We start from the raw sequence: 16,568 nt of genomic DNA on the forward strand, positions 1-16,568 counted from the left end.
CTATATCCAGCCGCGATCAGCCGCCCATCAGCCGCCCTGGGGACCGTTGCTCGGCCGGGCGGCACGCACCGCAGCCAGCCCCCGGATGCCATCCTTGTTTCCGATAGCCGTCAGGCTTTCGAAAATCTGGGCGGCCTCACCATAACGGCGCATGGCGAGGTAGGAATAACCGCGCAGCACCATCAGGTCCGTGCGCTCATCCGCCAGCCGCGCCCGCTGGTCCAGCAGAAGAAGCGTTTCGGCATATCGCTTCGACCCGAACGCGGAAACCGCTCGATCGGCAAGGATCGAGACCTGCAGCTCCGTCGCGCGTGGGCGATCCATACGCGATTTCGTCGCCGAGACGGCTGCATGGTCCGTCAAGCCCATGCGCAGATAGGCAAGGCTCTGGCCGTAGGCTGCGTCGCTTTTGACATTGGACTGACCGCTTTCAATCGCGGATTCGAAAGCTTTGAGAGCCTCCGCCGGCCGGTTCGTCTCCATCAGGCACCAGCCGAGATCGAGCGCCTGCTGTGGCGGCAGACGTTGCGGATCGGGATAGGCCGCGCAGGAACGCGGGCGCGATGCGGCGCTGGTTTCCCTTTGCACCTGCACGGGGCGGCGCGCCTGCTTGCGCGAAGGTTCAAGCTGCTGAACGACAGGCGGGTCATACACCACCGCCGTCTCACCCTGCGGTGCACTGGTCTGCACGTGCGGCGCCGTTACCTGTGCGACAACCGGCGGCGCGGTTATGGGAGCAACCGCCTGCCCGGACTGGTCCACCATGCGCGCCGTTCCCACATCGGCTATACGTTGCGAACGGCTTCCCCATTGCTGCTGGATGCCACGCAGGCCGGCGAGATTGCGAAGATCGTGATAGCTGACCGCCATGCCGTAGGCTGACGGCTCATCATCGGGTTTCCAGCCAAGGGCCGTGCTGAACCATTGCAAAGCAAGCGGCGTCTGCCGGAAGGCAAGCGAATACCAGCCGAATTGCTGCGCCGTCGCCGCATCCTTGCGCGCCACCGTTTCGGCGGCGATACGTTGCAGCACCTCCGGCGGCAGAACGACCGGCGGCTCCAGCGCGAGAAGATTGGCCGTTGCGGCGAGATAGGTCGCAAGCGCATCGTCGGATGCCTTGCGCCATTTATACATGACGTCCTCGGCCTCACGCGGCTCGTTACGGTCGATCAGCGCCAGCGCCAGCCCCTGCGAGGCCGATGCGCTGTCTTCCTCTTCCCGCGCCTTGCGGAACCATTTTTCCGCCTCCGTCATGTTCTTCTGCCGGATATTGTACCAGCCGAGCAGGAGGGCGTCGCTTGCAAGCTTGTCGGTCTCGGCAAGCCGCTGAAGCCGCATTATATAGGCCGAAGGAACGGCAACGCCCTCTTTCTCCCCTGCCTTGGCCACGAACTGACGGGCAAGATCGTTCTTGACCGGTTCGAATTCCAGCTGACCGTCGGCGCCCGGTTTTTCCTTGGCCAGCAGTTCGTCCATCATTTCCGCCGGCAAAAGCGCGGATGCCTTCTGCACGGTGGCGAGCCTGTCGCTGGCGACCGTGCAATTGTTGAGGATGTAGAGATAGGCGTCGCGCGCCCGTCCCATCCGGTCGGTATTGGCGAAGGCATCGGCAACCCGCCACAGCACATCGACCTCGCCGCAGGTCAGCAGGCCGGGATTATTCGCGGCCGTATCCACCACTGTCGCATATTGCTTGAGATCGGAAGCATTGACGAGCCGCTGGCGCGCTTCGGCAAGGGCAAGCATGCCCGTCAGATTGTCGGGCGGCTGCCAGCCGGGCTCCGCCTGCTGGCGGTCGGCAATCGCCTTCCTCACTTCGGCATAACGGCCGTCGGTATAAAGTTGCCACATGGCGTCGAGCCGAGGATCGCCGTTTTCGGGAATGGCGAGAGGATCGGCAGGCGGCGTCCAGTTGGGATAAAGCGTGCGCAGGCGCGCGATTTCGGCCTGAAGACGCTGCGTATCGCCCCTCGCCGCGAAATAGCGCAACGCACTCAGATCGACCTCGGGCATATCGGCCGATGCAGGCTGGGTAGCACGGGGGGCCGGCGTCTGCGCCGTCTGTGTTTGCGGCGCCTGCCCGCCAGCCTGTGTCACCGGCAAGGGGTCGGTCGCCGGCACAGTGACCGGCGGTGTCGCGGGCTGCGTTACCTGCGCCATTTCACGGCTCTTGACGAAAGCGTTGATCTGCGCCGGATTGGCCGCCGTCGGCAAAACACGCTGTACCGCCCGGTTGTCGCCGACCGCCGAGGTATGCACGTCCGACACCCGCCCGAGAATGCTGTCGCGCCAGTGAAAGGCGGCGAGCGCTATCAGAAGCAGAATGAGAGCCGAGGTCGACAGTGGCTTGTTCATCGGCATTCCCCGTTATTCCTTGCCAGAAACGACAATGCCAGAAGATGCAATGTGGAAGGATAATAAAGTGTTGGCTGGAAGTTTTTAAGTTCGGCGGAAACGGCCGGCCCGCCGCCGATACAGGCCGCAAGCGCCGGAATGATGCGATAACCGGGATCGGACAGGACATCCTTGACCGCTCCGTTCTTCAGATCGAAGATTCCGGCAGCGCCGCTTTCCAGCGTCATGCCGCCTTTCAGCCGGGCGAGCAGCTCCGGCGAGCCCATATTCGCCCTTGCGAGGTAAAGCGGTATGCGCACCGCATTATAGCCGAATTCCGGCGGGAAGCCCGATGCCGGCTGCGGCTTCGTCTTCACCGATACCCAGTCGGCCGGCAGTTTTCTATCGCTGAAAGCGAATGTGCCGATCTGCGCCACACCGTCATCGGCAAGCGCTTTCCAAAGCGGCGATGGCGCAACAAGATCGAGCACCGGAAAGGCCTCGAAAATCAGATAGGAAGGATTGACCACTGGCCCATCCTCCCGGTCATCCTCGTCGAAACCGCTGGCCGCCGGCAGAAGCAGCGTTCGCCCGCCGCGTTGCACCACCGTCTTCTTGAGAATGGCGGATGCGATGGCCGCGGATGCTTCGGCATAATCCTGCCGGTTCCATTGCCCGGCCGCCAGCGCCAGCGCATAAGCGATCAGAATATCGCCATCCGTGGCGTTGTTGATATCGGTTACATGTGGTCTGGTGCGCGGATCCCATTTCCAGGCGGAAAGCCCGTCATCACGCACCAAAAGTTCGGTGCGCGTGAAACTCCAGATCAGCTCGAAGTCGGACAGATTGTCGGCAAGCACGGCAAGCCACATGCCATAGCCCTGGCCTTCGCTGTGGCTGATATTGCCGTTGCCGGTATCGATGACGCGGCCGCCGGGATCGAGAAACGCGCCTTTATAGGCAGACCACGCCTCCGGCGAAACCGAAGCGGCGCGGCTGACGGAAATACCTGCAATCACCGTCATCATGGACAGGAAGAAAATGCCGGCCAGTTTCGAGATCCCGCTCTTCATCGATGCCGTCCCATCATGCGCAACATCGTGAAAGTGGCGAGGCCGAGGAGAGACACGAAACCGATGAACGCCAGCGAATAGGAAAGAACGTTGGAAGACAGCCAGTTGGCGGCGACCAGCCTCCAGTTGGAAAGGGAAAACGCCCGCGTGACGTAAAAATACGGCCGTTCCACCTCCACCGTTTCAAGCTTTTCGGCAGCGGCATCGTAAGCGGCAACACGTCCCGTGACACCGCGCCAGCGGTTTTCCCGCGTCATCGCAGCCATGCCGTCAAGAAGTTCGGCGGACGTCGGCGCAGTGGCAAGCGTCCACACCCCTTCTCCGGAGGGACTAAGTCCCTGAGCAAGCATGAAGGAGACATTGCTTGGCGGCGCATAGAGCTGCTCGGCGGCTGGCAGGAAGCGCAGCGTATCCGAGCTCAGGTCGAAATTCCGCTTCATCCATTCCTCGAGAGAAGACACCTGCCCCTCCCAGACACCGCCGTCCACCCGCTCGCGCCAGTCATTGAAAAGGGTCTCGCTGCTCTGGGCGGGCGGCTGAACGCCGGTTCCCATTTTCCAGGATATCTGGCTGGAAGGAACGAGATTGAACTGGCCGATCAATGCCTGCGGGAATTGCGAAATCGTGCCGACGAACAGCGCGTCGCGATCGCCGATCACCAGCGGCGAGGCGACAGTCTCGATGTCGATGGGATGCCCCGCCACGCTTGCCAGCCGGCTGATCAGCGTGGCTGCCGCAGACATGGTATCGGTGTCGAAACGGTCGAGCGACAGGGCAACAGGCGCTCCGCCGGTCCGATAGGGCTGTCCGGCCCCCGCCATCGCGGCAAGATCCGGCTTGCGGCCGATCTGCGCATAGTCCGGAATATGAAGTTCAGACGTGTCGAACAATGCAAAACGCGGCGTCGTGCTGGCGGGGGCACCGGGGGCGCAGGCCTGATCCTGCGCCGTCATCAACACTGCCTCGATGGTGACCTTGTTCGGCCCGGGCTTGAAATGACGCATCGTCACATTGATCGGCAGATGCCGGAAAATGCCGCCGCCATTGTTGGAAATCGGTACGGTCGAGGCGATCTGGTCATTGACGTAGATATCGACGTGGCTGCCCGGCAATACCTGCGACGAATAGGCGGCATCAAGGAGAAGCGACGCCTCACCATAGGCGGACGCATAAAAATCGGCTGGCATGCCGACGTAAAACTCGTTGCGGAAACGCCGGCCGCCAAATTCGGTGCTTTCGAAACCAAGTTCGGAAAGCGCGATACGGCGATCCGACATGACGAGCGGCACATCCGGCGCATGCCAGCTGCGGGTCGAAAAAGTCGTTCTCTGCGCCCCGGGTGTGCGCGATATCGACGAAAACAGCGTCTCAATTGCCGCCTGCACCGCCTGCGGGGTGGGGCCGCTGACGAAAAGCGGCGAAAGACCGCCCGGCGCGGCGGCGCCAAAACCGGCGAAAGCGCCCGCCGAAGCCTCGGGTGGCAACGTTCCGGCAATTCCGGCAATCTCGCGGGCGGTGCCGACGAAGACCGTCAGCGTGCCCGCCTTGCGCTCAGCGGAAGGAGCGGCCACGAAACGGATCGTCTGGTTCGGCATCTGGGTTCTGAGCGCCAGTGCCTGTGAAAGGCGCAGGAGAGAATCCGCAAATGCCGGATTGGCGAGCGCCGGTGCGACAATCTCGATCGACGTCATCGCCTTTCCGTCCTGCCCCGTTGCCTGAATATCGTCGATATTGGCAAAGCTTCCGGCGACATCCGCATTAAAGCCGATATAGGTATTGGCAGGGTCTATATCGGTCCACAGATCGTAGGTGGACTGGATCGTGCAATCGGTTCTGTGGCGCTGCTGCACGCCCAGTCTCACGACATTCGAGCCGACCTGCAAGACGCCGGGCGGGATCTTCAAGGAGACATTGCCCTCGCTGTCGGGCGCTTCGATACGCGCCGGATCCAGCGCGACATTGTTCAGGCTGACCTGAAAATTCGAGCTTTCCGGCGCGACCACGATGGCGTTCTGATAACCGATATTGAGCGAAACGGCGGCATTCACCTGCTCCGGCGTCAGATAGATGCTCCATTGCCGCCTGTCCATCTCCCCGGAAAGGCTGAGCTTTTCATAGGGCAGGATGTATCGGCGGCGGCTGTCGGCGTTGAGCGACGGGGCCCTTGCAGGAACAGGTCTTGCGCCTTCCTGACGCGGAGGAGCCGCAACCGGCGGCGGCAACGGAACGGCGGGGCGCTGTTGCGGCTGCGGCGCGGGCTGAACCGCAAATGGTGACGGGGCGGATGGCTGAGACGGCGCCTGGACCGGAATTTGGGCCGGCATCTGGGCAGGTGGCTGCTGACGCGGCGCGGCAGGCGCGACGGCGGACGGGGGCACGGGTGTCGGAGCCGTCTGGGCGGGCCGTTCCGGCGACATGTCGAAGGGGGAGGACTGCGCCATCGCGCCCGTGGCGACGGCCCCCCATATCAACATTGCCAGAGAATCCCGGATGGGTTTACGGCCGGTCATTTTACCGCTCCGACAGGTTTGGCGTCTCTGGGAGCAGGCCGAAGCGTTCGGACCAGATAATAAAGGCCGCGCTGCGTCTGGAAGAGCGATATGGCCAGGAAGATGGCCGTACCACGGATAAGGCCGGGGTTCTTGCGACGCACCCGCTGGAATTCGCTCCATTGTTCCGAATTGGCGAAGATCAGGTCCGCGATCAGGCGGTGATCGACGGCGCGTTGCGGCGAGAAGGTGCAGCCGATCGAGACGAAACCCTCACCCTTCACCGTTCGCACGACGTTGACAGGCATGGTTTCCGGCACGCCCTCGCTATGCGGCTTGACCTTCACGATGGCCGTCGCGCCTTTTTCGATGGTTGTCGCGCTGTCGAAGAGATTGATCAGCAGACCATGCACCGACACGTTATCGATGGAAGCCGGCATCCAGGCGTCGCTACCCTCGAGCTTGACTTCGCAACGCCGTTTGACCGTGATGCGCCGCGACGCCGACTTGTCGCCACGCTCGGAAACAACACCGAGCGCACAGCCCGCGAAGATGAGATTGAGCAGGTTCCAGCCGCCGACCACGAGCGTGACATCCGCCTTGTAAGGCTCGCTGTAGATGCGCCAAGCGGCAAAGGCCATCGCCACCAGCAGCAGCGCAAAAATGACGAAGAACGGCCGGCTGATTTCCGAAAGCCGCGCCTCGGCAATGGATTCATCCTTCGCCGTCACCTTGAAGGTGGGCTTGCCGGGATTGAAAATCACCGAAACGACGGCGGGCAGGAGGTGAACCGTCTGCACATATTCGTAAAGTTCCGAAATCCACGGCCAGCGGAAGCTGCCATAGAGATAGTTCTGCATCATCAGGTTCACGAGCATATAGGCCGCCGTATAGGCCAAAAACTCGCCACCCGAGGCCACGAAAATCTGCAGGTCGAAGAACAGGTAGAACAGCGGTGCGAACAGGAAGATGGTGCGCGGGAACGGAAACAGCCAGAACAGCGTCGACGACATGTAGCAGAGGCGCTGCGTAAACGAGAGACCGCGCCGGAAAAGGGGCTGGCGGAAGATCAGGATCTGCATCATACCCTGCGCCCAGCGGCTGCGCTGGCCGATGAAGCTTGCGAAGGTGGCCGGCTGCAACCCGGCGATCAACGGCTTGTCGACATAGATGCTGTTCCAGCCGCGCGAATGCAGCGCCAGCGCCGTTTCGCAATCTTCCGTGATGCTGACGCCGCTGAAACCTTCGGTGTCCTGCAGCGCCTCGCGCCGCAGCACGGCGGCCGAACCGCAGAAGAATGCACCGTTCCACTTGTCGAGACCGCGCTGGATGATGCCGTAAAACATCTCGTTTTCGCTCGGCATCGTCTCGAAGGTGCGCAGATTGCGCTCGATGGGATCGGGATTGACGAAGAAATGCGGCGTCTGCACCAGAAAGAGCCGCGGATCCTCCTCGAAATAGCCAACCGTTTCCAGAAGGAAGTCGCGGGCGGGCGCGTGGTCGGCGTCGAACACGGTCACGAGCTCGCCGGTCGAATGGGCAAGCCCGTTATTGAGATTTCCGGCCTTGGCGTGGACGTTGCGCTCGCGTGTCAGATAACGCACGTCGAGGTCCTCGCAGAGCTTCTTCAACTCCTCGTGGCGGCGCTGCGCCGCCTGCGCCTCAACGATATTGCTGGCGTTGCGCTTCTGCACCGAGCCGCCATCGTCCAGCAGCCAGACGGTGAACCGGTCGACCGGATAATCCATGTTCTTGGCCGCTGCGAGCGTATTGGCGAGAAGCTCCGCATCCTCGTTATAGCTCGGCACGAAGACGTCGACCGTCGGCCGGTAATCGGGTGAACCGGGCCTCGTCTTGCGCGACGGCAGCGGCATCGACACGATGACGAGGCTGAGCGCCAGCATCACGACGCTGTACATTTCCGCCAGATAGAGCAGAAAGCCGGGAATGAAGTTCTCGAGCTGGTTGACGGGCGGCAACGTGCTGGTGGTGCGCCAGTAGACATAGCGCAGCACGATGGCCGTGCCGAAACCGAGCGCTACCAGACGCCAGGCCCCCTGCCCGTTGAAGCTCTTGATCGTCGCCAGCAAGATGAGCGAAATCGCCGTGGCGACCAGATGCGTCTGCAGGCTGACCGGCATCGTGACGATGGCCAGAACGCAAAGCGACACAAGTAACCAGACAATGATTGTGATGGCCTTGCTCATCCAGAAACTTTCCGTTGTCTTCCCCACCCGGAATTCCGGCCCGGAATTTTTGCGATCTGCGCCTTGGCGTGCTCTTTCCCGCTGGTTCCGGCGATCACCTGCATCCTGACGCCACCCCCGAACCGGACAGACATGCGGGTGACGGAATGGATACCTGCGGGACCTGCGACGGTTGCCGGCCGCTATCCGCCGGCACACCGTCAGCGCGCCTGCCCGCCACCGTGGGCCTTGCAGGCTGGAGGGGTACGCCAGCCGATGCGGGCGACGGGATACTGACCGCAGCAACGGGTGGAAGCGGCTGCGGTTCCGGCTGGGCGGGCGGTGCAACGGCAGCCGTGCGACGAACCGGCCGGGGCGGCACGCTCGCGGTCACCTCGCCGCCGGGCCGCATCGGCACCTCATCCGCCTTTATGGGATAGACCGGATGGCCCGGACGCCCGAGATTTTTATCCACCGCCTGCGGCGTGCCGTAAGGGTTCCAGCTGGGCGACGCATAGGTGCCGGTGATCGTGTAATTATACATAACCGCCAGCAGCCGCTCGACGCTGGCGCCCGACTGGCAAAGGCGCAGCCGCACCTTGATGCGCCCGAGATTGCGGAAATCCTGCCGCATGCTTTCCGGCGAGCGTATGTCCTGCCAGCCATAAAGGCAGGTATCGTCGCCACGGCCGCTGCCGGCGGCATAGGAGAACGCGCCATAACCGTTCTGCAGGTAATTTGCCGACATGGCGATGTTTTCGCCCGGAAACTCGGCGCGGATTTCCCGCGCGACGGAAGATGCCCTGAAACCGGAAAAAGCCAGGGCGTCGCCACCGGTATCGCCGGCCTGTTGCGGACCGAAAAACTCGGCCTTGATGTAATTTTGCCCGGGCGTGACGGCCTCGGAGCGCAAGATGACCTGCTGCGCCACGGCGTTGGAATAGGTGCGGTTGACCACGGTCACGATTTCGGGGCCACCGGGCGGCGGGAAAACCAGCGCCTCGGAAGGGGACAGCATCTGGGGTCCCCCGAAGGACCGAACGCCCGCGGGAGTATTGCAGCCCGACAGAACCGCAATGGAGAACAGCAATGAAGTATAGGCAGAAAAATTCACTGCCTTACGCCCCTTTATTTCCCCAACGCCGCCCAGGTTAAAAGGAGACCGAATCACTAATGACCAGACCATTGTTACGAAATACGTGAGGACTACGAATAAGCAATCTCAAATTTGCGTTGTAATTTCTGACACTTTATGGCTAGCGAATCACCATTGCCGCCCCATGTTCGCCATGGAAGAAGGTGGAACCAATCGCGCCGCCGGGGGTTGGCTTCCTGTCAGGTCGATAATTTTACGGTTGCAGCGCAATATGTCCCATGGTCTACTTGCCTCCATAATGACGTATTTTTATTGGTCCGCTTTTTATTCAACTGTAAAAACAGAGAGTTGACGCATGACATTGCCATTTCCGAGCATCGCGCAGACGCTTGCCGAAGAGATCGGAAGATTACGCAAATGGCTGGATGAGGACGCCCTGCCCCTGTGGTGGGAGGCGGGTTCGGCGCGGCCGGATGGCGGCTTTTACGAACGTCTCGGCCAGGATGCCAAACCGGTTTTTTCCGATGACCGCCGCGCCCGCGTGCAGCCGCGTCAGGCCTATTGTTTCGCCGCCGCCGGTCAGCATGGCTGGCAGGGACCGTGGAAAGACGCGCTCCTGCACGGGCTTTCCTGGTTCGAGAAGGTCTATCGCCTTGAAAACGGCCTTTACGGCAACCTTGCCGACCAGACCGGCCGGCTGATCGATCCCTCCTTCGATCTCTACAATCAGGCCTTTGCGCTTTTCGCCGCCGCACAGGCCGCCGCAAGCCTTCCCGAGCGCCGGGACGAAATGCGCGGCCGGGCGCTCGATATCCTCGCCATCCTCGAACGCGATTACAAACATCCAGTCGCCGGCTTCGAGGAAGCGAACCCGCCGCGCACGCCGCTCTGCTCCAATCCGCACATGCATCTCTTCGAGGCGATGCTGGCCTGGGAGGTGCAGGACCCGGACGGCCCGTGGTCGGCGCTGGCCGACGAGATCGCCGATCTTGCGCTTAACCGCTTCATCGATGGCGGCAATGGCGGCTTGCGCGAATTCTTTACCCATGACTGGACACCGCATGACAGCGACAGGGGCCGGATCATGGAGCCCGGCCACCAGTTCGAATGGGCCTGGCTTCTGGTGCGCTGGGGCAGCCTGCGTGGAAACGACGAAGCGATCGGCAAGGCAAAACGGCTGTTCGAGATCGGCGAGGCCTACGGCATCTGCCCGCGCCGCAAGGTGGCGGTGATGAGCCTCTATGACGATTTTTCGGTGCATGACGGGCTGGCGCGGTTATGGCCGCAGACGGAATGGCTGAAGGCTTCGGTGCGGCTTGCGAGCGTCACGGGCGGCGAGGAGCGGCAACGTTACCTCGCCTCCGGTCTCAGCGCCATCGGCGCGCTGCAGCCTTTCCTCGACACGCCGGTCAAGGGCCTGTGGTTCGACAAGTGGCCGGCCGACAGGCCGATGCTCGACGAGCCGGCACCGGCAAGCACATTTTATCACATCGTCTGCGCCATATATGAGGCAGAGGCTATGCTGGCGGCGGCCAGCTAATATTGGACCGCCGGCGAGCGGCATCGCCGCTCGCCGGTTTTCGGCGTCGATCAGGCCTTGGCCGGGCGCACGACGCGCCAGTCCGGTCTGCCGAGATTGTGCGGCCAGGCATGAACATCCTTGTCGTTGAAATAGACGACCTCTTCCAGCTTCGGAAAATCCGCCTGTTTCAGCGTCACGTCATTCATCCACGGACGAACATAGGAATCGCCGCCTTCATAACCCAGTTCGGCAACCCAGACCGGCTTGTTGAAGGTTTCGACAAGTCCATAGCCCTTGCGCAGCAGATCGGTGAAGGTCTTCGGTCCGCCATATTCGATCTTGTCGTATTCCTCAAGACCGAAGACCGAGAGGCCGACCAGATCGGCGTAGCTGTCGCCTGGGTAGTAGGCCTGCAGACCGTCCAGACCTTTCGGTGACCACATCACCTTGACGCTGGGAACCGCCTTGCGGGTCATGTCCACCATGCGTTTATACGCCGTGATGTAATCACGCGGGTTCCAGCCCGACCACGAGAAGCGGCCGGACGTGTCTTCCATTTCCTGTCCCCAGCGCAGGATCAGCGGACTTTTCATCGCCGACATGCGTGCGGCGATCGCCTGCATGTTCTGGTCGTAGTCGCCTCTCATCACCTTGCGGCGCAACTCGTCGGAGGTGAGCCGCCAGTTAACGTCCCAGGACCAGGGTTCGACCGTGATCAGCACGTTGCGCTTGCGCTCCAGAGCGTAGGCATCCGCAAGTGCGAGACTGTCGAGATCCACGTCTTCCCAGGGCAGGAACAGATGTTCCGACGCCACCCCGGTCTGGGCCGTGAAATCGCCGTGCGGATCGTAGGCACCGAAACGGATGCCGTCCGCATGCAATGTCGGTCTTTTGTCGGCAAGTGTCTTCATGCCCGTCGACGTCATGGGGGCGACACCCTGTGCGTCGAGCTTGAGCACCGGATACATGCCGGCGGTAAAGGCTGCGGCGGCACCACCTGCGAACAGAAGTTTTCTTCTTGTTATCTGCATGACACCTTACTCCCTACCTTGTTGCCGTCATCGCCTTGTCGTAAGCGGCGATCTGCGGCGTGACATCGTCCTTGCGGACGAGCTTGAGGAATTCATCGCCAGGACGTGGCGGGTTGTGCCGGAACACGTACCATGGCCCGCCCTGCTTGCGCTGGTAGAGCACCTTGCCAATGCGGCCATGATCGAAGCAGGTATCGGCCTTGCCGTTTCCTGCCGCGCTTTTCCAGGTGGCGCGCATGCACAGGGTGCCGTTGGCATCGACGGTCCAGCGGCCTTCACCGATGGACTTCTTGCCCTTTTCTTCCGTTGCGGCGATGAATTTGCGGTCTTGGGCGATGAAGCGTCCACCGCCCGTTTCCCATTTCCAGGTCTTGTCGAAGTACATGTCCACGACTTCGCTGGTTCTGAGCGGTTTCGGCGTCTTCGTGCCGCCTGCAGCGTGGACCGCGCTTGGCACGACCACCGCAAGACAGAGTACGAAAGCGGAGAATCCGCATTTGCTTATTGTTGTTTTCATCACAGCCTCCTCCTTCATTGTCCGACCCTATTGTCGGCCAGCATGATCTCTCCGGTCGCCACCGCCGGCGGCGGCGCCACGATGGGTTCCGCCTGCATTTCCTGCGGTCCGCGCAGTCCCGGTACGGTAATGCGCAGTTTCAGACGCACCGATCTCGCACCTTCCACGCCCGCCCCGGCGACCGTGAACCGCGTTTCGGTAAAACTGACATAGGGCTGCCCGTGCGACAGGGCCTCCAGCCCGCCGATCGCATGGGAGCTGAGCTGTAGGGCACTGCCCGCCACCAGCAGCAACGAACAGGCGGCCACGGTCGCTCCCCCGCGCAATGCCGGCAGCTTTGGCAAGCCGTTTTCCATCGCATGGCGGATGAGCAGAAACACCGAAAGACCCGCATAGATCGCCACATTGATGGCGGCGAAGACGAAGAAGCCCTCCGCCCCGTTTTCCCGCGGCGCCAGAACCATGGCCACGAGGCTGAGCGCCGCCAGAAGAATGTAAGGCGCGACGACCCTCAGCGGCAGCGGCGGTTTTGCCTGCGTGCCCTTGGGGGTGATGCGGAAATCGACGAAATCGCCACGGATCGTGTCGCGTATCGCCGCCAGCACGCCCATCAGCGACCAGGGCCAGCGCAGGAACAGAAATACCATGGCCTCCCAGCTGAAGAGCTTCGCATCATGCGGACGGAATGCGCCCGTGGCCCGCCAGAAGAAGGCAAATACGATCATGATCAGCGAAACCGGCAGGAAATGCGCCAGAAACGCCGGATAGGATGCGTTGACCAGCACATCGCCGCGCATCAGCGCAACGGCGGGAAGCACGAACATCAGCGCCATGAAGCCTGAAAACAGCGGATACCAGAGCTGCGAAAACAGGAACTGGAACTTCAGCCGCGGCGGCAGCTTCGGCACGTAGTGCCTTGAATATTGCAGCAGAATGGTCATCAGGCTGCGCGACCACTGGAACTCCTGCACGATGAGATCGGCAAAGGTCACCGGCCCGTCGCCATGGGCGATGGCGTTGACGGCGTGAACGCCGCGCCAGCCGCCGGCGTTCATCAGAAGCGTGGTGGAATGATCCTCGGCAAGCTCCGGCCCAAGGCCGCCGACCTCCCGCAGGGCTTTCGTGCGCACGGCATAATGAGAACCGATGCATAGAGGCGCCCAGCCATTATTGTAACCCAGTTGCAGCGCGCCATGCAGGCTCGCCTCGGCATAAAGCCTGCCGCGCGCGGCCCAGCTCTCACCGGCATTGGCGTCGCAGATGCTCGGGGCCGAAACATATCCAACCTTCGGATCGGCAAAGGGACGGACGATCTCGCGCAGATAATCCGGTTCCGGCACATGATCCGCATCGAACTGGGCGACGAAATCATAACGCTCGTAACCGTGGTGATCGTAGAAATAAGCGAGATTGCCTTCCTTGCAGCGTGTGCGCCGCGGCCAGGTCTTGCGATGATACTCCGCAACACCCTGTCGGGTGGAAACGAAAACGCCGTGCGCGCCACACCATTTCAGCGTTTCCGCATCCGGAGCCTCGTCGGCAAGCCAGACGTCGAATTCCAGGCCCTTCTGTTCGAGCATGGCCAGCAGCGTCTTCTGCACCACCGCGAAAGGTTCCGACGGCGCCTTGGTGACGACCATCGCCACCCTGCCCCGTGGCAGAGGGGAGCGCCGGTCGACAACCTTCGCGTTCAGAAAGATGAAGATGAAATAGGATGGCAGAAGCGTGATCCACGCGAGCGTCATCGTAACGACGGTATAATAGGGCCAGTCGATGACACGATCGCGATCGAGCCACCAGATCCAGAAATAAGCGAGCGTCACCAGCCAGCCGCCAATGCCGAGAAGATAGGCCGTGCGGTTCCAGCCGGCAAAGACCGGTAGCATCCGCAAATCGCTGGCGACTGCGACCGCACGGGCCGATGGAACGGAAGGGGTGGAATGGGCTTTCATGACCGCACCTCCAGTCCGAAACCGGGACCTGCCGTCCGGATGATGGTGTCGATATCCGAACGCTTCGGGATAAAACCGAGCGTCTCTTCCGCACGTTTGATATCCGCAAACAGGGCTGGCGGATCGCCGGCGCGCCTTGCGCCGAAATGGACCGGAACTTCCTGCCCCGTTACGCGGTGGATCGCCCGGATGATATCGCCGACCGACGTACCGTGACCGGAACCGAGATTGACGCGCAGCGTCTCTCCGCCCTCGGCAAGATAATTGACGGCAGCCACATGGGCATCGGCCAGATCGCTGACATGGATGTAATCGCGAATGCAAGTGCCGTCGCTGGTGTCGTAATCCGCCCCGAAGACATCCAGTTGCGGCAGCCTTGCGGCAGCCGCCATCAGTGCCCTCGGGATCAGATGGGTTTCAGGCTCATGGCGCTCGTAAAGCTCACCGTCCGGGTCGGCCCCGGCGGCATTGAAATAACGCAGCGCCACGAAACGCAGACCGTAGGCGGCGGCATAATCATCGAGCGCCATTTCGAATATCAGCTTCGTGCGCCCGTAAGGATTGACCGGCATTTGCGCCGTTTCCTCACGGATGGGCAATTGCGGCGGCACGCCATAGGTGGCGCAGCTGGAAGAAAACACCAGCCCGCCGATATTCTGGTCGAGACAGGCATCCAGCAGCGCGAGACTGCCGCCGACATTGTTGCGGTAATATTTGCGCGGATCCTCGACGGACTCACCGACATAGGCGTTGGCGGCGCAGTGGATGACGAAGGCCGGCGAGAACTCCTTCAGCGTGGCTTTCAAAAGGCCACGATCCAAAATGTCGCCCTCGATGAAGGGACCCCAGCGAACCGAATCCGCGTGACCCGTCGAGAGATTGTCGTAAGCGATGGGCTTGAAGCCGGATTGGGCCAGCGCCTTGCAGATGTGGCTGCCTATGAATCCGGCCCCGCCCGTGACGAGGATTGTGCGGGGCATCTCATACGGCCTCCGCCACAGTCTTGCCGGCCAGCAACGCATCGAAATAGACGATGGTTTTTTCCAGGCCGATTTCGAGCGGCACGCGCGGCTGCCATCTCAACAGTTCCTTTGCCCGCGAAATATCGGGGCGGCGCTGCTGCGGATCGTCGATCGCGGCGGGCAGATGCACGATGCGCGAACGGGAACCCGTCATGCGGATCACGATATCGGCGAGCTGCCGCACCGGAATTTCGCTCGGGTTGCCGAGATTGATAGGCCCGGTGCAATCCTTCGGCTTGGCCGAGAAGCGCAGGAAACCGTCGATCAGGTCATCGACATAGCAGAAGGAACGGGTCTGGCTGCCATCGCCGTAAATGGTGATGTCGGCGCCCTTCAGAGCCTGGACGATGAAGTTCGAAACCACACGTCCGTCATCGGGTCGCATGCGCGGCCCATAGGTGTTGAAGATGCGTCCCACCTTGATATCGACACCGAAGCTACGGTGATAATCGAAAAACAGCGTTTCGGCGCTGCGTTTCCCTTCATCGTAACAAGCTCGCGGCCCGATTGTATTTACATTGCCGAAATAGGTTTCCGGCTGCGGATTGACGTGCGGATCGCCATAGACTTCCGATGTCGATGACTGCACGACGGTTGCACCGCATCTGCGTGCCACTTCCAGTACATTGACCGCACCCAGTACATTGGTGAGCAGCGTACCGACCGGGTCGCGCTGATAGTCTGGCGGCGAAGCCGGCGAGGCGAAGTTGAAGATCAGCGAGACATCGATGTCATAGGGTTTGCGCACATCGTGCTCAACCAGCAAAAACCGCTTATTGTCCCGCAAATGCGCCACATTCGCGGTGCGTCCGGTCGAAAGATCGTCGAGACAGATCACCTCGTGACCGCAGCTCAACAGGCGCTCGCAAAGATGGGAACCGAGAAAACCGGCGCCGCCATTAACGAGAACGCGTTGGCCAGGTCTCCATTCGGAGTAGATGGTGACGCCGTTGTCGTGGTCGTTGGGAACGAAATTACGCATTACACAATCCTCCCCATGAGGAATCAGCGCAGCTGATTCACCTAAACTGGATCAAACTCCCGATTGTACGATATCTTGAATATCATCCTCCGGTTTTTACTTCTTCTGGAGGTTTAATATTTCGATCGGATAAATTTCAACTTTCATGATAGGCGCAGCAGAAAACAGGTCAACTTCATTTTATCAAAATATTACAATTGATTACCCAAAATTACTCAAAATAGCCCCTTGATTTAATACTTTTTAACTATGCCTCTATTATGCCTTTCTTATTGAGCATTAGCGCAAGCTTCGCTCAACCAGTCGGGGCTATCCTGGTTTTGTAAGGCTCGGTCCACCGGGAACAAAACCGCCCGGCGAGATG

11 protein-coding genes are annotated in these 16,568 nt (G+C 61.2%); 1 reads left to right on the plus strand and 10 read right to left on the minus strand.

The window, feature by feature from the left end; genetic code table 11:
• Positions 1 to 27: 27 nt before the first annotated feature.
• The 5 genes from ACQZ60_RS18275 to bcsN all read right to left on the minus strand — a co-directional run bounded on the left by ACQZ60_RS18275 (position 28) and on the right by bcsN (position 9,100).
• Complete coding sequence (locus ACQZ60_RS18275; RefSeq protein WP_448735829.1) at positions 28 to 2,361, minus strand: cellulose synthase; 2,334 nt, start codon at positions 2,359 to 2,361, stop codon at positions 28 to 30.
• Positions 2,352 to 3,407: a glycosyl hydrolase family 8 gene (locus tag ACQZ60_RS18280; protein WP_020810508.1), complete on the minus strand. Its 1,056-nt coding sequence runs from the start codon at positions 3,405 to 3,407 to the stop codon at positions 2,352 to 2,354. The genes ACQZ60_RS18275 and ACQZ60_RS18280 overlap by 10 nt, the downstream gene beginning before the upstream one ends.
• Positions 3,404 to 5,917: a cellulose biosynthesis cyclic di-GMP-binding regulatory protein BcsB gene (locus ACQZ60_RS18285; protein ID WP_448735830.1), complete on the minus strand. Its 2,514-nt coding sequence runs from the start codon at positions 5,915 to 5,917 to the stop codon at positions 3,404 to 3,406. Before ACQZ60_RS18285 ends, ACQZ60_RS18280 begins: the two co-directional genes overlap by 4 nt.
• Positions 5,914 to 8,103 carry a UDP-forming cellulose synthase catalytic subunit gene (bcsA, locus tag ACQZ60_RS18290; protein ID WP_448735831.1) on the minus strand — a complete coding sequence of 730 codons (2,190 nt, stop codon included), beginning with the start codon at positions 8,101 to 8,103 and terminating at the stop codon, positions 5,914 to 5,916. Before bcsA ends, ACQZ60_RS18285 begins: the two co-directional genes overlap by 4 nt.
• A 94-nt stretch (positions 8,104 to 8,197) precedes the next feature.
• Positions 8,198 to 9,100, minus strand: a complete 903-nt coding sequence (gene bcsN / locus ACQZ60_RS18295; RefSeq protein ID WP_448735832.1) for a cellulose biosynthesis protein BcsN — start codon at positions 9,098 to 9,100, stop codon at positions 8,198 to 8,200.
• A gap of 433 nt (positions 9,101 to 9,533) precedes the next feature.
• Between bcsN and ACQZ60_RS18300 the strand changes: the two genes are divergently transcribed.
• The gene (locus tag ACQZ60_RS18300; protein ID WP_448735833.1) at positions 9,534 to 10,718 is read left to right on the plus strand and encodes an AGE family epimerase/isomerase; all 1,185 of its coding nucleotides are present in this window, start codon (positions 9,534 to 9,536) and stop codon (positions 10,716 to 10,718) included.
• Positions 10,719 to 10,768: 50 nt separating this feature from the next.
• Here ACQZ60_RS18300 and ACQZ60_RS18305 read toward each other — a convergent pair whose 3' ends face one another.
• From ACQZ60_RS18305 to ACQZ60_RS18325, 5 genes are read right to left on the minus strand one after another with little or no spacing between them, the layout of a single operon-like run.
• On the minus strand, positions 10,769 to 11,731 hold the full coding sequence (locus ACQZ60_RS18305) for a glycoside hydrolase family 26 protein (RefSeq protein ID WP_003523822.1): 963 nt from the start codon (positions 11,729 to 11,731) through the stop codon (positions 10,769 to 10,771).
• A 13-nt stretch (positions 11,732 to 11,744) separates the two neighbouring features.
• Positions 11,745 to 12,248 carry a DUF995 domain-containing protein gene (locus tag ACQZ60_RS18310; protein WP_003523821.1) on the minus strand — a complete coding sequence of 168 codons (504 nt, stop codon included), beginning with the start codon at positions 12,246 to 12,248 and terminating at the stop codon, positions 11,745 to 11,747.
• 14 nt (positions 12,249 to 12,262) lie between these two features.
• Positions 12,263 to 14,200, minus strand: a complete 1,938-nt coding sequence (locus ACQZ60_RS18315) for a glycosyltransferase family 2 protein (protein WP_448735834.1) — start codon at positions 14,198 to 14,200, stop codon at positions 12,263 to 12,265.
• Entirely contained in the window at positions 14,197 to 15,180 is a 984-nt protein-coding gene (gene galE / locus ACQZ60_RS18320) for a UDP-glucose 4-epimerase GalE (protein WP_020811999.1), read from the minus strand. The genes ACQZ60_RS18315 and galE overlap by 4 nt, the downstream gene beginning before the upstream one ends.
• A gap of 1 nt (position 15,181) precedes the next feature.
• On the minus strand, positions 15,182 to 16,204 hold the full coding sequence (locus tag ACQZ60_RS18325; protein WP_035262294.1) for a UDP-glucuronic acid decarboxylase family protein: 1,023 nt from the start codon (positions 16,202 to 16,204) through the stop codon (positions 15,182 to 15,184).
• Positions 16,205 to 16,568: the final 364 nt, after the last annotated feature.

Source organism: Agrobacterium sp. 22-223-1 (assembly GCF_053522385.1).